The 17,607-nt window shown below is 72.6% G+C and carries 20 protein-coding genes; 5 read left to right on the plus strand and 15 right to left on the minus strand.

Annotated elements, in window-relative coordinates:
- Positions 1 to 16: 16 nt before the first annotated feature.
- Entirely contained in the window at positions 17 to 952 is a 936-nt protein-coding gene (gene rpsB, locus K8U61_RS02540; RefSeq protein ID WP_224121392.1) for a 30S ribosomal protein S2, read from the minus strand.
- 416 nt (positions 953 to 1,368) lie between these two features.
- Here rpsB and K8U61_RS02545 point away from each other — a divergent pair, with 416 nt between their 5' ends.
- Complete coding sequence (locus K8U61_RS02545) at positions 1,369 to 1,986, plus strand: M23 family metallopeptidase (protein WP_224121393.1); 618 nt, start codon at positions 1,369 to 1,371, stop codon at positions 1,984 to 1,986.
- Here the strand turns inward: K8U61_RS02545 and K8U61_RS02550 are convergent.
- From K8U61_RS02550 to K8U61_RS02570, 5 genes are all read right to left on the minus strand, one after another.
- Complete coding sequence (locus K8U61_RS02550; protein WP_224121919.1) at positions 1,934 to 2,833, minus strand: tyrosine recombinase XerC; 900 nt, start codon at positions 2,831 to 2,833, stop codon at positions 1,934 to 1,936. The two genes, K8U61_RS02545 and K8U61_RS02550, sit on opposite strands and share 53 nt — an antisense overlap.
- 96 nt (positions 2,834 to 2,929) lie before the next feature.
- Positions 2,930 to 4,045 carry a DNA-processing protein DprA gene (gene dprA, locus K8U61_RS02555; protein ID WP_224121394.1) on the minus strand — a complete coding sequence of 372 codons (1,116 nt, stop codon included), beginning with the start codon at positions 4,043 to 4,045 and terminating at the stop codon, positions 2,930 to 2,932.
- A complete protein-coding gene (locus K8U61_RS02560) occupies positions 4,042 to 5,628 on the minus strand; it encodes a YifB family Mg chelatase-like AAA ATPase (protein WP_224121395.1) in 1,587 nt (528 codons plus the stop codon). Before K8U61_RS02560 ends, dprA begins: the two co-directional genes overlap by 4 nt.
- Positions 5,628 to 5,999, minus strand: a complete 372-nt coding sequence (locus tag K8U61_RS02565; RefSeq protein ID WP_224121396.1) for a YraN family protein — start codon at positions 5,997 to 5,999, stop codon at positions 5,628 to 5,630. Before K8U61_RS02565 ends, K8U61_RS02560 begins: the two co-directional genes overlap by 1 nt.
- 123 nt (positions 6,000 to 6,122) lie before the next feature.
- A complete protein-coding gene (locus K8U61_RS02570; RefSeq protein WP_224121397.1) occupies positions 6,123 to 6,431 on the minus strand; it encodes a DUF2469 domain-containing protein in 309 nt (102 codons plus the stop codon).
- Positions 6,432 to 6,468: 37 nt separating this feature from the next.
- On the opposite strand from K8U61_RS02570, the gene K8U61_RS02575 reads away from it, so the two are divergent.
- Entirely contained in the window at positions 6,469 to 6,627 is a 159-nt protein-coding gene (locus tag K8U61_RS02575; RefSeq protein WP_224121398.1) for a hypothetical protein, read from the plus strand.
- On the opposite strand, the gene rnhB is transcribed toward K8U61_RS02575, so the two are convergent.
- The 7 genes from rnhB to rpsP all read right to left on the minus strand — a co-directional run bounded on the left by rnhB (position 6,624) and on the right by rpsP (position 11,534).
- Complete coding sequence (rnhB, locus tag K8U61_RS02580) at positions 6,624 to 7,337, minus strand: ribonuclease HII (protein WP_224121399.1); 714 nt, start codon at positions 7,335 to 7,337, stop codon at positions 6,624 to 6,626. The genes K8U61_RS02575 and rnhB overlap by 4 nt on opposite strands.
- A 49-nt stretch (positions 7,338 to 7,386) precedes the next feature.
- Positions 7,387 to 8,211: a signal peptidase I gene (lepB, locus tag K8U61_RS02585; RefSeq protein WP_224121400.1), complete on the minus strand. Its 825-nt coding sequence runs from the start codon at positions 8,209 to 8,211 to the stop codon at positions 7,387 to 7,389.
- Between the two features lie 33 nt (positions 8,212 to 8,244).
- Positions 8,245 to 8,595: a 50S ribosomal protein L19 gene (gene rplS / locus K8U61_RS02590; protein ID WP_224121401.1), complete on the minus strand. Its 351-nt coding sequence runs from the start codon at positions 8,593 to 8,595 to the stop codon at positions 8,245 to 8,247.
- A 356-nt stretch (positions 8,596 to 8,951) separates the two neighbouring features.
- Positions 8,952 to 10,103: a tRNA (guanosine(37)-N1)-methyltransferase TrmD gene (gene trmD, locus K8U61_RS02595; RefSeq protein WP_224121402.1), complete on the minus strand. Its 1,152-nt coding sequence runs from the start codon at positions 10,101 to 10,103 to the stop codon at positions 8,952 to 8,954.
- 9 nt (positions 10,104 to 10,112) lie between these two features.
- Entirely contained in the window at positions 10,113 to 10,661 is a 549-nt protein-coding gene (gene rimM / locus K8U61_RS02600; protein ID WP_224121403.1) for a ribosome maturation factor RimM, read from the minus strand.
- An 85-nt stretch (positions 10,662 to 10,746) separates the two neighbouring features.
- A complete protein-coding gene (locus K8U61_RS02605; RefSeq protein WP_224121404.1) occupies positions 10,747 to 10,989 on the minus strand; it encodes an RNA-binding protein in 243 nt (80 codons plus the stop codon).
- 5 nt (positions 10,990 to 10,994) lie between these two features.
- Entirely contained in the window at positions 10,995 to 11,534 is a 540-nt protein-coding gene (rpsP, locus tag K8U61_RS02610; protein ID WP_224121405.1) for a 30S ribosomal protein S16, read from the minus strand.
- A 244-nt stretch (positions 11,535 to 11,778) separates the two neighbouring features.
- On the opposite strand from rpsP, the gene K8U61_RS02615 reads away from it, so the two are divergent.
- From K8U61_RS02615 to K8U61_RS02625, 3 genes are read left to right on the plus strand one after another with little or no spacing between them, the layout of a single operon-like run.
- Positions 11,779 to 12,375, plus strand: coding sequence for a hypothetical protein (locus K8U61_RS02615; RefSeq protein WP_224121406.1), 597 nt, complete (start codon positions 11,779 to 11,781; stop codon positions 12,373 to 12,375).
- 32 nt (positions 12,376 to 12,407) lie between these two features.
- Positions 12,408 to 13,397, plus strand: a complete 990-nt coding sequence (locus K8U61_RS02620; RefSeq protein ID WP_224121407.1) for a response regulator — start codon at positions 12,408 to 12,410, stop codon at positions 13,395 to 13,397.
- Between the two features lie 32 nt (positions 13,398 to 13,429).
- Positions 13,430 to 14,281, plus strand: a complete 852-nt coding sequence (locus K8U61_RS02625) for a response regulator transcription factor (RefSeq protein WP_224121408.1) — start codon at positions 13,430 to 13,432, stop codon at positions 14,279 to 14,281.
- A 160-nt stretch (positions 14,282 to 14,441) separates the two neighbouring features.
- Here the strand turns inward: K8U61_RS02625 and K8U61_RS02630 are convergent, their stop codons facing one another.
- Positions 14,442 to 15,524, minus strand: coding sequence for an amidohydrolase family protein (locus K8U61_RS02630; protein ID WP_224121409.1), 1,083 nt, complete (start codon positions 15,522 to 15,524; stop codon positions 14,442 to 14,444).
- Positions 15,525 to 15,535: 11 nt separating this feature from the next.
- The gene (locus K8U61_RS02635; protein WP_224121410.1) at positions 15,536 to 17,530 is read right to left on the minus strand and encodes a glycoside hydrolase family 3 protein; all 1,995 of its coding nucleotides are present in this window, start codon (positions 17,528 to 17,530) and stop codon (positions 15,536 to 15,538) included.
- Positions 17,531 to 17,607 lie beyond the last annotated feature (77 nt).

Genomic DNA, 17,607 nt, shown 5'->3' on the forward strand with positions numbered 1-17,607 from the left:
GAAGTGGTTGCGGTGCTCAGGCCTGCTCGGCCGGAGCCTCGGCCGGGGCGTCGGTCGCCTCGGCGGCGGCCTCGGTGGCCTCGACGGCCTCAGCGGCCTCGGTGGCGGCACCGGTCGCCTCGGCGGCGGGGGTCTCGGCGTCGGCGTCGCCGGTCGCCTCGGCGGCGGCCTGCTCGGCGTCACCGGTGAGGAGCTCGCGCTCCCACTCGGCCAGCGGCTCCTCGGCACCCACGGCCTCGGTGCCCTCGGAGGCCTTGGCACCGGAGCGGGCGATGAGGCCCTCGGCGACGGCGTCCGCGACCACGCGGGTCAGCAGGCCGACGGCGCGGATCGCGTCGTCGTTGCCCGGGATCGGGAAGTCGACCTCGTCGGGGTCGCAGTTGGTGTCCAGGATGCCGATGATCGGGATCCGGAGCTTGCGGGCCTCCTCGACGGCGAGGTGCTCCTTCTTGGTGTCGACGATCCAGACGGCCGACGGGGTGCGACCCATCTCGCGGATACCGCCGAGGGTCTTCTCCAGCTTGTCGCGCTCCCGCTTCATCTGCAGGAGCTCCTTCTTGGTGCGACCGGAGCCGGCGACGTTGTCGAAGTCGATCTCGTCGAGCTCCTTGAGGCGGTTGATCCGCTGGTGCACGGTCGAGAAGTTGGTGAGCATGCCGCCCAGCCAGCGCTGGTTGACGTAGGGCATGCCGACGCGGGTCGCCTGCTCGGCGATCGCCTCCTGGGCCTGCTTCTTGGTGCCCACGAACATCACGGTGCCGCCCTTGGCGACGGTCTCCTTGATGAAGGCGTACGAGCGGTCGATGTAGGCCAGCGACTGCTGCAGGTCGATGATGTAGATGCCGTTGCGCTCGGTCATGATGAAGCGCTTCATCTTCGGGTTCCAGCGACGGGTCTGGTGTCCGAAGTGCACGCCGCTCTCGAGAAGCTGGCGCATGGTCACGACTGCCATGTGAATCTCCTGGTGTGTGGAGCCCGCGCCCGTTGGCGCCCGACCTTGGGACCCCATCGCTGGTGACCAGTGACGGGGAGGTCGGACCGAGGCGTGCTCGCGTGTGGTTTTCAGTTGCTGCCTCGGGCGGGTGCCCTCGGCCCTGACGCCTGCGCGCGACCCGACCGGCTGCTCCATCGCTGGAGACCGGACTGAGGGTCACGCCCACGGGTGGCCGGGTCCTCGGAGTGCCAGGTCCCGTCGCGGTCTGCGGACGTGCGAAGTCAACCCATGCGGGTTGCGCCGACAAGAGTAGTCCACAGGCGTCGCTCAGGCGAATCGCCGGGAACCGTCCACAGGCTGGCTCCGGAGCGGCGTTTCCACAGGTCAGCGCGCCCGTGGTCGCGGCCGTCGCCGGACCGTCGCACGCTCGTCCCATGACACCACGACCCGCGCTCGGCGCGCTCCTCGTCACCGCCCTCCTGCTGGTCGCCGCGCCCGCCGTGGCGGACCCGGACCCGGTGGGCGTGTGGCCGCTGGCGCCGCAGCCGGAGGTCGTCGCCGGCTTCGACCCACCCGACGACCCGTGGGGTGCCGGCCACCGCGGGGTCGACCTGCTCGGGAGCCCGGGTCAGGCGGTGCACGCTGCCCTCCCCGGCCGGGTGTCGTGGGCCGGGGTGCTCGCCGGCCGCGGCGTCGTCGTGGTCGACCACGGGTCCACCCGCACCACCTACGAGCCGGTCGAGGCGACCGTCGGGACGGGCGACGTCGTCGCGGCCGGCGACCGGATCGGCCGGCTCTCCACCGCCGGCTCCCACTGCCTGCCCCAGGCCTGCCTGCACTGGGGCTGGATCGAGGACGAGACCTACCTCGATCCGCTGCGCCTGGTCGGCGCCGGGCCGGTGCGGCTCCTCCCGCTCTGGCAGGACCAACCGGTGCCCGCGGCGCGCGCGACGGCTCCCACCTCGCCGTACGCCGGGTGGCGACCGCCGCTCGACGCCCTCACGCCCGCGGATGTGCTTGCTGGTAGGCCCGTCGCAGCCGGTCCGTGGTGACGTGCGTGTAGAGCTGGGTGGTCGCGAGCGAGGCGTGGCCGAGCAGCTCCTGGACGGACCGGAGGTCGGCGCCGCCCTCGAGGAGGTGGGTCGCGGCGGTGTGGCGCAGCCCGTGGGGACCGATGTCGGGCGCACCTGGCACGTCGGCGATGCGCCGGTGGACCATGCTCCGCACCGCGCGCTGGTCGATGCGCCGTCCCCGGGCGCCGAGGAAGAGCGCGGCGCCCGATCCCTCGACCGCCAGGGCGGGTCGACCGTGCCGCGCCCAGAAGTCCAGCGCGCGGGCGGCGGGCCGCCCGAACGGCACGGTCCGCTCCTTGCGGCCCTTGCCGAAGACGCGGACCACGTTGCGCTCGCGGTCGACGTCGTCGACGTCGAGCCCCACGAGCTCGCCCACCCGGATGCCGGTGGCGTAGAGCAGCTCGAGCATCGCGATGTCGCGCAGCCCCACCGGGCTGCCGTCGTCGGCGGCCTCGGTCGCGGCGTGGATGAGGTCGACGGCCTCGTCGGTGCGCAGCACCGGCGGCAGGGTCTGGTGGGTCTTCGGTGAGCCGAGGCTGGCGCCGGCGTCGGTCTCGGCGCGACCGGTGCGCGCCAGCCACGCGGTGAACACCCGGGCCGCGGTCGCCCGACGAGCGATCGTGGTGCGGGACCGGCCCATCGTCTGCTGCTTGGCGAGCCAGCTGCGCAGGGTGCGCAGGTCGAGCTGCCCGACGGTCGTGTCCCCGAGCCGGGCTGCGTGGTCGAGCAGGCTCCCGACGTCGGCGAGGTAGGCCCGGACCGTGTGCTCGGTGAGGTCCCGCTCGACTGCGAGGTGTCGCTCGTAGTCGGCGAGCACCTGGGCCATCGGCTCCGGCAGCTCGTCCGGGGCGGCTGGGGTCGCCTCACTCACGTCCTCACTCTAGGTTCGCGCCCGACGGCGCGCCGTGAGGCCGCGCCGCGCTCAGTCGATGGCGAGCGCCGCCAGGCGCCATCCGTCGGCGGACTCCTCGACCATCCCGGTGACCTCCAGCTCGCGGAGCGTGGCGTGGGTGCCGTCGGCCGTCAGTCCCGCCACGCGCGCGATCGACAGCGGCGAGGCGCCGCGGCCGAGAGGCACCGCGTCGAGCACCACCCGCTGCCGGTCGGTCAGCGCGTCCCGCGCGCGGTCTCGCCCCCGGGGTCGGTCGAGGAGGTGCTCGCCGGCCGAGCCGAGCACCTCGAGCACCTCGGCGCCGGAGGTCACCAGGCCCGCCGCACCGCTGCGGACCAGCTCGTGGACCCCGCCCGACGCGGCGCTCGTGACGGGGCCGGGGACGCCGAGCAGGTGCCGGTTGAGACGGCCCGCCCAGTTGGCGGTGTTGAGCGCACCACTGCGCAGCGCCGCCTCGACGACCACCGTCCCCTCGGTCATCGCGGCGATGAGGCGGTTGCGGGTCAGGAACCTGACCCGCATCGCGGCGCCACCCGGCACCGTCTCGGAAACCACCGCACCGGTCGTCGCGATGTGGGCGAGCAGGTCGGCGTGCCGCGGCGGGTAGACGCTGTCCGCGCCGCACGCCAGCACCGCGACCGTCGGGACGTCGACCGAGATCGCACCGCGATGGGCGGCCTGGTCGATGCCGTAGGCCGCGCCCGAGACCACGACCCGTCCGGACTCCGCCACGTCGGCGGCCAGCTCACGGGCGATGTCGACGCCGTAGGTCGTGGCCGCCCGCGAGCCGACGACGGCCAGCGACCCGGCGATCCGGTCGAGGCGCAGCGGGCCGCGGACCCACAGCCCCAGCGGGACTCCCCCGCGCTCCTGCACCGGGCCCGCGTGCGCGAGGTCGTCGAGACCGCCGGGCCACTCCTCGTCGCCCGGGACGACGAACCGCAGCCCGGCACGGGCGGCGCGCTCGAGATCCCGCTGGGCGTCGACCTCCGCCTGGAGCACCCGTGGCCTCGTCTCCGGACTGGCGCGCAGGCCGTCGAGGACAGCGACCGCGCCGACGTCGGTCACGGCGCCGAGCATCGAGAGCCGTCCGGGCTCCACGATCCGGCCCAGGGTCATCCGGGCGAGCCGGTCGGCGTCGGTCATGAGACCCGCTCCAGCATCGCCACCAGCAGCGGGTCGCCGGTCCGCAGGCACAGGGCGGTCTCCACCTCGGCGATCCCCGGGGAGGAGAGCCGACGCAGGTCGGCGACCGTCCAGGCGACCCGGTGGACCCGGGTCGCCCCGCGTCGCGAGAGGGCACCGCCGTAGACCTGGTCGTCGAGCAGGCGCTGACCCCGCGGCGGAAGGGGCCACCGCTCACGCAGTGCCGGACCCGGCGCGTGGGCGTTGAGGCGCCAGCTCTCCCGGCCGAACCGGTCGGCCTGCCGCAGCCGCGCCTCCTCGACCCGGGCCCGGATGCTCGCCGACGACTCCGGCACCGAGAGCGGATCGGGTCGGTCGCCCCTGCGCAGGGCCCGCAGGTTGCGCACGATGTCGACCCGGTCGGCCACGGGTCCGGTAGCCCGCATCTGGTAGTCACGCACCGCCCGCGGCGCGCACTGGCACCGGCTGCTGCGCTGGTCCTTGGTCCACTCGCCGCAGGGACACGGGTTGCACGCGAGCACCACCATCCCGCGGGCGGGGAGCGTCACCGACTCCTCCTGGCGGGCGATCGTGACGTCACCGCTCTCGAGCGGCTGCCGGAGGGCCTCGATCACGTCGGAGCGGAAGAGCGGGAACTCGTCGAGGAAGAGCACGCCCGCGTGGGCGCGGCTCACCTCTCCGGGCCGGACGGCACCGCTGCCGCCTCCGATGAGGCTGGCCTTGCTCGCGTCGTGGTGGGGCGCCGAGAACGGCGGCCGGACCAGCATCCCCGCGCTGGGGTCGAGGATGCCGGCGAGGGAGTGGACCGCCGTCAGCTCCAACGACTCGGAGCGGGTCAGGTCGGGCAGCAGCCCCGGGATCCGCTCGGCCACGCTGGTCTTGCCCGAGCCCTTGGGCCCCGACAGCAGCAGGTGGTGGCCGCCGGCCGCCGCGACCTCGACCGCGAAGCGGACGTCCTCCATGCCGAGCAGGTCGGACATGTCCGTCTCCTCGAGCCGGTCCTCGCCGCGCCAGCTGAGCAGCCGGGCACCGGACATCGGCGCCACCGGCGGCGCCTCGGGCACCTCCTCCCCACGGAGCTCGGCGACGACCTGGGCGAGGGACCGCATCCCGAAGACCTCCATGTCGGGCACCATCGCGGCCTCCCGCGCCTGCGGCTCGGGCACGAACACCCGCCGGATGCCGCGCTCGGCGGCCGCCAGGACCATCGGCAGGGCGCCGGCGACCGCGCGGAGGTTGCCGTCGAGGGTGAGCTCGCCGATGAACGCGGTCGCCTCGAGCGGCTCCACCGGGACCGAGCCGTCGGCGGCGAGCACCGACACCGCGACCGCCAGGTCGAAGTGGGTGCCTCGCTTGACCAGGTCGGCCGGCGACAGCAACACCGTGATCCGCTTGGTGGCGGGCCAGGTGAGCCCGCTGTTGACGACGGCCATCCGGCACCGGTCGGGCGCCTCGTTGAGCATCGAGTCGGGGCGCCCCACCAGGGTCAGGCCGGCCTGACCGGGAGAGACGTCGGTCTGGACGTCGACGAGGTGGCCCACGGCGCCGTTGAGGGACACGGCGCGGGTCGTGGAGACGGCCATCAGCCGATCCCCCGCACGTGCTCGACGACCGAGGGGCCGCGCCGCGGCCGCAGGACCGCGACCAGGTCGACCCGCACGTCGGGCACCGTCACCCCGTGGGCGGCCTGCCAGGCCGTGCCGAGCCGGCGCAGCCGGTCCAGCTTGGCGTCCCCGACCGCCTCGTGCGGGGTGCCGTGGTCGAGGCTGCTGCGCGTCTTGACCTCGCAGACGACCAGCACGTGCCCCTCACGCAGCACGAGGTCGATCTCGCCCGCGGAGCACCTCCAGTTGCGGTCGAGCACGACCATCCCCGCCGCCACGAGGTGCTGCTCGGCGATCCGCTCGCCCATCTCCCCCAACGCGTGCCGCTGGGCTGCCGTTGTACCCGTCATGTCCGTGACCTCCTGACCGCCAGGGTGGCGGCCGGGACGGACGGGCGGGCCGAGGTCAGGACCGAGCTGTGGAGAAGCTGGTCAGAGGCGCCGCTGTGGAGAGAAAGTGGCTCCGCAGAAGGGTCAGCTCTTGGGCAGGTCGATCTCGGAGGGGCTGAGCTCCTCGACGTTGACGTCCTTGAAGGTCAGCACCTTGACGTTCTTGGCGAAGCGGGCCGGGCGGTACATGTCCCAGACCCAGGCGTCGCTCATCGAGACCTCGAAGAAGACGTCGCCGGCCTCGGTGCGGGCCTTCACGTCGACCTGGTTGCACAGGTAGAAGCGACGATCGGTCTCGACCACGTACTTGAAGATCCCGACGACGTCGCGGTACTCCCGATAGAGCGTCAGCTCCATCTCGGTCTCGTACTTCTCGAGGTCCTCCGCGCTCACGACGCCGACTCTATCCCGGTCGGGCTACCGTGCCGGGATGGTCGCGGGTGTCGTGCTGTGCGGGCCGCGCCGCGGAGGGCTGGACGGCCGGCCGACGGGGACCTACGAGCGCCTGATGGCCCGCTTCCTCGCTCGCACCCACGCCGCCGACCGTGCCGGGATGGTCGCCCTGGGTCCAGATCAGTACGCCGTCTAGAGCAGGGTCTCCACGACCTCGTCGCCGTCGAGCGCGTCGGCGGGGACGGCGAGCGGCGCGTCGCCGGCTCCCTCGCCCCACGGGGAGTAGGTGCCGGGCAGCCGCCAGGACATCCGGTGGTGCGGGCTCGGGCCGTGCTCGGCGAGGGCCGCGATGTGCTCGGGGGCGGAGTAGCCCTTGTTGACGGCCCAGCCGTACTCCGGGTGCTCGTCGGCGAGCTCGACCATGATCTGGTCGCGGGCGGTCTTCGCGAGGATGCTCGCGGCGGCGACGGCCGCGCAGCGCAGGTCGGCCTTGATCATGGTGACCACCGGCGGGACGGTCTCCACCACCACCGGTGGCCCGAGGAGCGTGCCCTGCTCCGGGGACGTCAGGTAGTCGTGGTTGCCGTCGAGCAGCACCGTGTCCGGGAGCACCGACAGCTGCGCCATCGCCCGGTGCCCCGCGAGCCGGAGGCCGGCGATGATGCCGAACTCGTCGATCTCGGCCGGGCTCGCGTGCCCGACGGCGTACGGCGCCGCCCAGCGCTGGATCCGCGGCACCAGCCGCCGGCGGGCCTCCGCGGTCAGGAGCTTGCTGTCGCGGACCCCCTGCGGTGCGGTCCTCGTGGTCTCGGTGACGACGACCATGCCGACGGTGACCGGGCCGCACAGCGCGCCCCGCCCGACCTCGTCGCTGCACGCGAGCGAGGTGATGCCCCCGCGGAGCATGCGCCGCTCGATGCGGAGGGACGGAGGTGTGGTCGGGGCCAACGGGACCTCAGGAGGGGTCGGGGACGTCCGCGAAGGTGTCGGGCCGGTGCAGGAACGTGAAGCGGTCGCGCGGCCACAGCAGCGTGAACACCTTGCCGACCACGTCGTCGACGTCGACGTACGGGTTGCGGGTGCAGTCGGTCTCGTCCGGCTTGCACATGTGCGCCGACGAGTCGGCGGAGTGGCTGCGGTTGTCGCCCATCACGAAGAGGTGCCCGGCCGGGATCGGGCCGATCGTCCAGTTCTTGGTGCAGTCGTCGACCATCGGCCCGTAGCAGTCCTGGCCGTCGAGCTTGGCGTAGTCCTTCTCGTTGAGCGGCTGGCCGTTGACCAGGAGCCGGCCCTGGTCGTCGCAGCACTTGATGGTGTCGCCGGCGACGCCGATCACCCGCTTCACGAGGTGCCCGCCGGTCGGGTAGAGGCCCACCTTGGCGAGCAGCTTGCCGACGCCGGAGGTCGGGCCCGCCGACTCCTCGGCGTCGAGCCAGCCGCCCGGGTCGTCGAAGACGACGACGTCACCGCGCTGCGGCGTCCCGCCCAGCCAGTACGACGGCTTCTCGACCAGGATCCGGTCGTTCTTGACCAGCCCGGGCTCCATCGACTCCGACGGGATGTAGAAGGCCTGGATGAAGAGCGCCTTGATGACGATCGCCAGGACCAGCGCGACCCCGAGCAGCAGGATCGTCTCCTGCCACACCGGCAGGTGCTTCTTCTGCTTCTTGCCCGGCTTCCCCGGCGTCGCGGCCGCCTCGTCGGAGGCCTGGACGGCAGAAGACCGCGACTCCGGCTCGTCGGGTACGACGGGGGCCGGGTCGCGGTCTTCGATGTTCACGCGGTGAGGTTAGACGAGGTGCCTGAGAGGCTCTCAGGCCTCCCGGCGCTCCTTGATCTTGGCCTTCTTGCCGCGGAGGTTGCGCAGGTAGTAGAGCTTCGCGCGGCGGACGTCACCGCGGGTGACGACCTCGACCTGCTCGAAGATCGGGGAGTTCAGCGGGAAGGTGCGCTCGACACCGACGCCGAAGGAGACCTTGCGGACGGTGAAGGTGCGACCCACGCCGGAGCCGTGGACGCGGATGACGACGCCCTGGAAGACCTGGATGCGGGACCGGTTGCCCTCGACGACCTTGACGTGCACCTTGACGGTGTCACCGGCGCGGAACTCCGGCAGGTCGGTCCGCTTGATCGAGTTGCCGAGCTCGGCAATGACGTTGCTCATTGTTCTCCTCGCGAGTGCCACAGGTCAGCCGCGGTACGGGGATGGTCATGCAGTTGTCGCTGGTCCGAGCCTGGTGGCCGGCGGCGCCACGCTCCCCCTGTGGCAGGAGGTGGTGCGGATCCCGTCGGATGTTCTGTCGGGCGATCCTTGTTTGGCCGGCTGGACCGAGGGTCAAGTCTGCCACAGCCGCTTCAGCCGCGGCGAATCCGCTGAGGTGACGCAGGTGGGGGCTGTCGAGCTGGTTGTCGTCACGGTGCGTGCATGAGTGCCGCCGACGAGGGAGCCGTGCCGGAGGCACGGCGACTGAGGAGAAGGTGCTCAGGTGCGTGCCGGGGCGGCAGCCAGCCGACTCTGCCCTACCTGGGTCGCCTCTTGGTCAGGCGTACGGCGCCGGGGATCGGCTCGCCGGGCTGGAGGCGGTAGCCCGCCTTCTTGTACATCCGCTGGTTGCGGGCGCTGCCCGCGCCGGTGAAGAGCGAGTACGTCGTGGCGGCGGCGGGCGCGAGCTCCTCGATCCGCTCGAGCAGCGTGCGGCCGAGCCCGCGGCCGGCGAGGTCGGGGGCGACCATGAGCCGGCCGATCTCCCACTCCTCGCCGTCCAGCGACGCACGCACCGCGCCGACGAGGCGGCCCGCCGAGCGGGCGACGAGGACCGTGTCGCGGGCGATCCAGGCGCGCAGCTCGTCGTACGACTCGTGCAGCGCGGGGATGCGGACGCCCGGGTTGTCGTGCATCTCCTGCACCCAGCAGGCGCGCTGGAGCGTGTAGAGCTCGCCGGCGTCGGCGGGCTCGACGGGCCGGATCTCGACGTCGTCGAGGAGCGTCGAGGCCGGCAGCAGGTCCGGGCGTCGCGCCGCCGTACGACGGACCGCCTGGTCGCGCCGCCAGGCCGCGATCGCGGCGTGGTCGCCGGACAGCAGCACCGGCGGCACGTCGAGGCCGCGCCACGACGCGGGCTTCGTGTAGACGGGGTACTCCAGCAGCCCGTCCTCGTGGGACTCCTCGGTCAGCGACTCCGCGTTGCCCATGAAGCCGGGCACCAGCCGCACGACGGCCTCGGTGACCGCGAGCGCGGCGACCTCTCCCCCGTTGAGCACGTAGTCGCCGAGCGAGATCTCCCGCACCTCGGCGCGGCTGCCGACCTCGTCGATCACCCGCTGGTCGATGCCCTCGTAGCGCCCGCAGGCGAAGACGATCCGCTCCCGCGTCGCCAGCTCGCGAGCCACGGCCTGGGTGAAGGGCTGCCCCGACGGGGTCGTGAAGACCACGGTGGCGGGGCCGTCCGCCAGCAGCTCGTCGAGGGCCTCGCCCCACGGCTCCGGCTTCATCACCATGCCGGCGCCGCCGCCGTAGGGCGTGTCGTCGACGGTGCGGTGCCGGTCGTGGGTCCACGCGCGCAGGTCGTGGACCCGGACGTCGATGAGGCCCTTCTCCCTCGCCTTGCCCGCGAGCGAGAGCTCGAGCGGGGCGAGGTAGTCGGGGAAGATCGTGAGGACGTCGATGCGCATCGGTCGCCCTCAGCCCTCGTCGGGCAGCGGGGTCACCAGTCCCGGGCGGTCGGCGATCACGACCCGGCCGCCGGCGACGTCGACCTCGGGCACGAGCGCCTTGACGAAGGGGACGAGCGTGTCGCGCCCGTCCGGGGTGCGGACGGCCAGCAGGTCCTGGGCGCCGCCGTGGACGACGCCGGTGACCTCGCCGAGGTGCGTGCCCTCGACGTCGTACGCCGCCAGCCCGGTCAGCTGGTGGTCGTAGAACTCGTCGGGGTCGTCCGGCGACGCGTCGGCGGGGATGTCGGCGCGCAGGAGGATCCCGCGGGCCGCCTCGGCGGCGCTGCGGTCAGGGATCTCCTCGAAGCGCACCAGCAGCACCGACTGGTGCCACTTGGTCGTCGCGACCGTGAGCGTCCGGTGCGGGGTGTGCGACCCGCGCGGCGGCTCGACGCGGAGCACCGCCCCACGGGCGAAGCGTCGCTCCGGCTCGTCGGTGCGGACGTCGACGGTGACGTCGCCCCGGATGCCGTGCGGCTTGCCGATGCGGCCCACGAGGACCTCGATCGTCTCCACTCACTACCTCTCGATGAAACCCGGGAATGCAGAACGGGTGCCGCCCCCGGAGGGGCGACACCCATTCAAGCGGTGTTGCTGCGTCTCAGCGACGCCGGTCCACGTCGACGAAGTCGATGCGTGCCCCACCACGACCCGCGAGCGCGGAGATCACGGTGCGGAACGCCGTGGCGGTGCGCCCGCCCCGGCCGATCACCTTGCCGAGGTCGTCGGGGTGCACCCGGACCTCGAGGATCGAGCCACGGCGGAGCTGCTTGTCGCGCACGACGACGTCGTCCGGGTTGTCGACGACGCCGCGGACCAGGTGCTCCAGCGCCTCGGCGAGCATGGCGCTCAGGACTCGGCCTTCTCGGCGTCGCCCTCGGCGGCGGCCGGAGCCTCGTCAGCGGCAGCCTCGGCGGCCGGGGCCTCCTCGGCGGGGGCCTCCTCGGCGGGAGCCTCCTCGGCGGCCGGGGCCTCCTCGGCGGGCTTCTCGTCGGCCTTCTTCTTGGCGGCGGACTTCTTGGTCACCGCGTCGCCCTTGGGCTCGTTCGCGGCGTCCTTGAGGGCCTCGTTGAAGATCGCGAGCTTGTCCGGCTTGGGAGCGGCGACCTGGAGGGTGCCCTCCTGGCCCGGCAGGCCCTTGAACTTCTGCCAGTCGCCGGTGATCTTGAGGATCGCCTCGACGGCCTCGGACGGCTGGGCGCCGACGCCGAGCCAGTACTGCGCCCGGTCGGAGGTGACGTCGATGTACGACGGGTCCTCCTTGGGGTGGTACTTGCCGATCTCCTCGATCACGCGACCGTCGCGCTTCTTGCGCGAGTCGACGACGACGATGCGGTACTGCGGCACCCGGATCTTGCCCAGGCGCTTCAAACGGATCTTGACGGCCACGTTTGTGGTGTCTCCTCGGAAGTTGTGTGTGGTGAGGAACCGCGCACCGGGTGGGGAACACCAGGTCGGGACCTCGATGGGCACTGCGCCACCGGGTGAGAGGGTCCGAGGGCGCAGGACTCAGCCGAGAAGTCTGCCAGACGTACTGCCGACCGGAGAAATCGGCCGCGGTGCGACGCCGGCGCGAAGCGGCACGGAGCGGAGCTCCGTTGCGGGGCGCCGCAATCCGGGTGAGGGTGGCTGCGTGAGCCAGCCGCCGCCGTCGTACCCCGTGCCGTCCGGCTACCCGCCCGGCTACCCGGCGCGGCCGGTCAAGTATCGCCCCAGCTGGGTGTGGTTCGTGGTCGGCGGCGGGCTCATCGTGGTCGCGATCGTGGTCGCGATCGGGCTGTTCGTGTGGGCGCTCGCGGGCTTCCTCGACTCCGACGCGACCGTCCGGGCCGACGGGAGGCCGCACACGGTCACCGTCGGCACCGACGGCGACCGGATGCTCTGGCTCGACGACGCGCGCCAGACCTGCTCGATCACCGACCTCGAGACCGGGCAGCCGATCGACTACCGCCCCGTGAGCGGCTCCTTCGAGCGCAACGACTCCCACGGCGACCTCGAGGGGCTCTACCGCTTCGACCCCGGCTCCGGCCACCTGAGGGTGCAGTGCGACCCGGCCGGCATCGCGCAGACCGAGTCGGTGCTGATCGGCCCGATGCCGAAGATCGGCAGCTTCGTCCTCGCGATCGCGCTCGGCATCCTGATCCCCGGACTCCTCGGCCTGACCGGCATCGTAATCCTGCTCGTCACGGGCATCCTCTTCGCGACGCGCCAGTCGCGTCCGAAGGCCTGACGCCGGGGCGTCGGGCTGGGATACTCCTCGCCGTGTCGGATTCGGGGGTGGTCACGCGGCCGGTCGCCCTCGTCATCGAGGACGACCCGGACGTCTCCGACCTCCTCGACCTGGTGCTGACGCAGGCCGGGTTCACCGTCCACACCGCCGCGAGCGGCGCCGAGGGCGTCGAGCTGGCCCGCGAGCACCGGCCGATCCTGGCCACCATCGACGTGCAGATGCCGCAGATGGACGGGCTGGAGGCGACCCGGCGGATCCGCGAGTTCAGCTCGACGTACATCGTCATCGTGAGCACCCGCTCCCAGGAGAGCGACGTGCTGGCCGGCTTCGAGGCCGGTGCCGACGACTACGTCACCAAGCCGATCCGGCCGCGCGAGCTGCGGGCCCGGCTCGCCGCGGTGGCGCGCCGTCCGCCGACGGAGCTGCTCGCCGGCACCGCCCCCGCCTGGGAGCCCGCCCAGGAGGACGCCGAGCGCGCGCAGCTCCTGCGGGAGATCAGCGAGGGCGCGCCCGCGCCGATCCCGGACGAGCCGGAGCCGGTGGCCGAGGTCGACGAGACCGCACCCGCGCCCGAGGGCGGCCAGGACGGTCGCGACGGCATGCTCGAGGTCGGCATGCGGTTCGTCGGCGGCTGGGTCGACTTCCGCGGCCTGCGGATCAACCCCGCCCGCGGGCTCGTCGTGGTCGACGACCGCACCGTCGAGCTGCCACCGACCCAGGTCACGCTGCTGGAGACGCTCATGTACGCCGGCACGCGGGTGCTCACGTCCCGCCAGATCGGGCTGCGGCTGCGCCACCAGACCGAGGAGACCTCGACCTCGACCAAGCTGCAGGACGAGCGGATGGTCGCCGGCCTGGTCGACGGGCTCCGCGTCCTGCTCGGCGAGAGCATCGAGTCGCCCCGGTGGTTCGAGGAGCTGTCCGGCACCCGCTACCGCCTCGTGCGCCCGGACGGGACCGCTCCCACCGGCCCTGGCGGTCAGGTCCCCGACGAGCCTCCCGACGAGGGCGCGGGAATCTGACAGCGCCGTTGTCGCTGCGCCATACTCCACGGGTGTCAGTTCAGGAGGTGGCCGCTCGGCCGGTCGCGCTCGTCATCGAGGATGATCCCGACGTCTCGGACCTCCTCGACACCGTGCTCACCATGGCCGGCTTCTCCGTCGTCACCGCCGAGAACGGCCTCGAGGGCATCGCGATCGCCCGCGAGTACGAGCCGGTGCTGGTGACCACCGACGTCGCGATGCCCGAGATGGATGGTCTCGAGGCCACCCGCCGGATCCGCGAGTTCAGCCCGGCGTACATCGTCGTGATCAGCACCCGCTCGCGCGAGGACGACATCCTGGCCGGGTTCGCCGCCGGGGCCGACGACTACCTCGCCAAGCCGATCCGGCCCCGCGAGCTGCGCGCCCGGCTCGCGGCCGCCGGCCGCCGCCCGGTCAGCGAGATGCTCCCCGAGGACGTCTCCGGCTGGAACCTCGCCGAGGTCGAGCGGCTGCGCGCCGACATCGCCGCGGCCGACGGCGACGCCCGCGACCTGGCCGGCATGCTCGAGCTCGGCATGCGCTTCGTGGGCGACTGGGTCGAGTTCCGCGGGCTGCGGATCGACCCCGACCGCGACATCGTCGTGATCGACGACCGCGAGGTCGTGCTCCCCGTCGAGCAGGTCGACCTGCTCGAGGTGCTGCTCTACGCCGGCACCCGGATGGTCACCTCCCGCCAGGTCGCGCTGCGGCTGCGCGCCGAGACCGAGGCCACCGCGACGGCGTCCCGCGAGGACGACGACCGCTGGGTCGAGGGGCTGGTCGCCGCCCTGCGCACGTCGCTCGGCGAGTCCGTCGAGGCGCCGCGGTGGTTCGAGGAGGTCGCGCCCGGGCGCTTCCGCCTGGTCCGGCCCGAGGGCGACTAGTGCCCTGAGTCAGAAGTTCGTGTGCGCTTCGCGCACACATCGCACGCACCTCGCTGCGTTGCCGTCGCTCGCTGGACGAACGAGTAGAGCCGCGCTCCCGCGCCTTGCGATGCACGCACCCTGAGCACGCCCGGTGCGCATGAACTTCCGGCTCAGGACACTAGCCGCCGACCACCTTCCCGCGCAGCACGATGCACGCGGGGCGGAGCAGCACCGACAGGTCCTCGAGGGGATCGGCGTCGTAGACCACGAAGTCGGCCGGCGCACCCTCGGCGAGGTCGGCGTTCCAGCCCAGCCACTCCCGCGCGCGCCACGACGCGGCGCCGAGGGCGTAGTCCCGCGGCAGGCCCATCGACGCCAGCCCGATCACCTCGCCGGCCAGGTTGCCGTGCCGGCTGACACCGCCGTTGTCGGAGCCGGCGTAGAGCGGCACGCCCGCGTCGTACGCCGCCATCAGCGTGTCGCGGCGGTGCACGAAGAGGTCGGTCATGGTCCGGGCGTAGGTGGGGAACTTGCCGCGTGCGGCCCAGGCGTACTCCGGGAACTTCTCGGTCTGCATGACGGTCGGCACGAGCGCGACCTGCCGCTCGGCCATGTGGGCGAGGTGCGACTCGTCGAGGCCGGTGCCGTGCTCGATGCAGTCGATGCCGGCCTCGAGCAGCCCGGTGAGCACGTCACTGCCGAAGCAGTGGGCGGTGACCTGGGCGCCGTGCTGGTGGGCGACCTCGATCGCGGCGGCGAAGTCGGCCGCCGGGAAGGACGGCACCAGGTCGCCCTCCTCACGGGAGATCCAGTCCCCCACGAGCTTGACCCAGCCGTCGCCACGCTGCGCCTCGACCGCGACCTGGGCCGTCAGGTCGGCCGGCTCGACCTCGTGGGCGTAGCCGCGCAGGTAGCGCTTGGTGCGCGCGATGTGGCGGCCGGCGCGGATCAGCCGCGGCAGGTCCGCACGCTCCTGGACCCAGCGGGTGTCGACCGGCGAGCCGCAGTCACGGATCAGGAGGGTGCCGCCGTCGCGGTCCTCGATCGCCTGCTGCTCGGTCTCCTCGTCGCTGATCGCGCCCTGCTCCCCCAGCCCGAGGTGGCAGTGCGCGTCGACCAGGCCCGGGACGATCCAGCCGTCGAGCGCGCGCTCGGCACCCGCGACGGGCTCGTAGGTGACGGTGTCCCCGACGACGTACAGCTCACGCCGTTCGCCGTCGGGGAGCACCGGACCGGAGAACTTCAGCACGGGGTCAGCCATGCCTCCGGAGGCTAGCGCCTCGTGCTCAGACCGAACCCGTAGCGGTAGAGCGGGTGGTAGTGCTTGTCGCCGATGTTGATCGGCTCCTGGGCGACGCTCCGCGGCCAGGTCACCGGCAGCTTGCCGGTGAAGGGACGGCGTCCGTAGAGCACGTCCGCGACGCCCGCACCCTCGCTGCCGGGCAGCCACGAGGCGACCAGGGCGTCGATCTGGTTGAGCAGCCCCGGCGGGATGATCATCGGCCGGCCCGACACGACGAGCACGGTGCAGGAGACCGTCCGCGCGCAGACCGTCTTGACCGCCTGGGTGTCGGCGTCGGAGAGCTGCATCGTCTGCTCCGGACGCGGCACGCCGTTGTCACCGGGGTCGTAGGCCCACTGGGGACCGCCGACGTCGCCGAAGCCCTCGGCGTACGGCGTCTCCCCGACGACCACGACGCCCGCAGAGCCCCGCGGGATCCGGGCGGAGGCGTCCTCGCTGTAGACGACCTTGCCGTGGGCGGCCTGCTCGATGCCGTCGAGGATGGTGGTCCCCGGGATCACGTTGGTCGAGCCGCCCTGCCAGGTCAGCGTCCAGCCGCCGGCCTGGTTGCCGATGTTGTCGGCGTTGCTGCCGGCGACGTACACGTCCTGGTGCGACTTCAGCGGCAGGGTGCGCTGCTGGTTGCGGAGCAGCACCTGGCTCTCCGAGGCCGCCCGGCGGGCGACCTGGTGGTGGGCCTTGCTGCCGACCTGGTCGAGGTGGGTGCGGTCGGTGAGCGGGTGCTCGAAGAGCCCGAGCTCGAACTTCGCGGTCAGGATCCGCGAGACGGCGTCGTCGATGCGGTCCATCGAGACGTCGCCGTCCTCGACGAGCTGGGTGAGGGTCGGGATGAAGACGTCCCAGCCGTCGGGGTTGTTCGGCGCCTGGATCGGCTCCATGAACATGTCGACGCCGGCGTTGACCGACGCCTCGACCTGCTCGGCGTACGTGCCCGGCAGCTGCCGGATCGCGCGCCAGTCGGAGATCACGAAGCCCTCGAAGCCCTGCTGCTCCTTGAGCCAGCCGGTGATCAGCTCCTGGTTGGCGTGCATCTTCACCGCGTCGTCGGTGTCGCCGCCGTTGAAGTCGGTGCTGGAGAAGGACGGCATCACGGTCCCGACGTGGTGCTTCTTGACCGCCGGGACGTACGGCGCGAGCGCGAGCCTGGCGAACTCCGCACGGCTGACCCGGTCGATGCCCTGGTCGATCGGGTAGGCACCGGTGCCGGCCGCCGACTCGTCGTAGCTGGTCAGGCCGTCGCCGGCGAAGTGCTTGGCGCTGGCGAGCACGTGGTCGGACCGGTCGAGCTGGCCCGGCTTGCCCTGGAGGCCGTCGATCGAGGTCTCCATCGACTCGACGAGCTGCGGGGTCTCGCCGTAGCTCTCGTAGGTGCGGCCCCAGCGGTCGTCGCGGGCGACGCAGATGCACGGCGCGAACGCCCACTGCGGCCCGGTCGCGCGGGTCTCCTCCGCGGTGATGTGGCCGATCTTCTCGACCAGCGCCGGGTCGCGGGTGGCGCCGAGCCCGATGTTGTGCGGGAAGACCGTGGCGCCCTGGAGGTTGCCGTGGCCGTGGACGGAGTCGACGCCGTACAGGAGCGGGATGCCGAGCGGCGTGGCGAGCGCGGCCTCCTGGTAGCGGTCGACCATGTCGGCCCACGCCTCGGGCGTGTTCGGGTCGGGGACCGAGCCGCCTCCGGACAGCACGCTGCCGAGGTAGTTGTCGGTGATGAGCGAGGTGTCGGCGTCGACGTCGATCCGCTCGGCCTGGGTCATCTGGCCGATCTTCTCGGCGAGCGACATCCGGCCGAGCAGGTCGGCGACGCGCTGCGCGGTGGGCAGCGACGGATCCTGGTAGGGCAGCGGGTCGTCGGCGGTGGCCGGCGACGTGGGCTGGAGCAGGGCGGTGGCGAGGACGCCTCCGCTGATGAGGGCGAGCGCCGTACGGCGCCACCGGCGCGACCTTCTGGGGGCGTGACTGGACAATGGCCTCTCCTTGCCGAGATCAAGGGGTGTGACAGCCGTCACGTTAGGAACGCCGATAATTCCGGGTCAATGCGAAA

Origin of the sequence: Nocardioides mangrovi, from assembly GCF_020073815.1 — a bacterium.
GTDB classification, from domain to species: domain Bacteria; phylum Actinomycetota; class Actinomycetes; order Propionibacteriales; family Nocardioidaceae; genus Nocardioides; species Nocardioides mangrovi.

What these genes read in the sequence shown, in the direction of transcription:
- rpsB (WP_224121392.1), bottom strand. Translation starts at nt 952, where the DNA reads ATGGCAGTCGTGACCATGCGCCAGCTTCTCGAGAGCGGCGTGCACTTC.
- K8U61_RS02545 (WP_224121393.1), top strand. Translation starts at nt 1,369, where the DNA reads ATGACACCACGACCCGCGCTCGGCGCGCTCCTCGTCACCGCCCTCCTG.
- K8U61_RS02550 (WP_224121919.1), bottom strand. Translation starts at nt 2,833, where the DNA reads ATGGCCCAGGTGCTCGCCGACTACGAGCGACACCTCGCAGTCGAGCGG.
- dprA (WP_224121394.1), bottom strand. Translation starts at nt 4,045, where the DNA reads ATGACCGACGCCGACCGGCTCGCCCGGATGACCCTGGGCCGGATCGTG.
- K8U61_RS02560 (WP_224121395.1), bottom strand. Translation starts at nt 5,628, where the DNA reads ATGGCCGTCTCCACGACCCGCGCCGTGTCCCTCAACGGCGCCGTGGGC.
- K8U61_RS02565 (WP_224121396.1), bottom strand. Translation starts at nt 5,999, where the DNA reads ATGACGGGTACAACGGCAGCCCAGCGGCACGCGTTGGGGGAGATGGGC.
- K8U61_RS02575 (WP_224121398.1), top strand. Translation starts at nt 6,469, where the DNA reads ATGGTCGCGGGTGTCGTGCTGTGCGGGCCGCGCCGCGGAGGGCTGGAC.
- rnhB (WP_224121399.1), bottom strand. Translation starts at nt 7,337, where the DNA reads ATGCTCCGCGGGGGCATCACCTCGCTCGCGTGCAGCGACGAGGTCGGG.
- rplS (WP_224121401.1), bottom strand. Translation starts at nt 8,595, where the DNA reads ATGAGCAACGTCATTGCCGAGCTCGGCAACTCGATCAAGCGGACCGAC.
- trmD (WP_224121402.1), bottom strand. Translation starts at nt 10,103, where the DNA reads ATGCGCATCGACGTCCTCACGATCTTCCCCGACTACCTCGCCCCGCTC.
- K8U61_RS02605 (WP_224121404.1), bottom strand. Translation starts at nt 10,989, where the DNA reads ATGCTCGCCGAGGCGCTGGAGCACCTGGTCCGCGGCGTCGTCGACAAC.
- K8U61_RS02630 (WP_224121409.1), bottom strand. Translation starts at nt 15,524, where the DNA reads ATGGCTGACCCCGTGCTGAAGTTCTCCGGTCCGGTGCTCCCCGACGGC.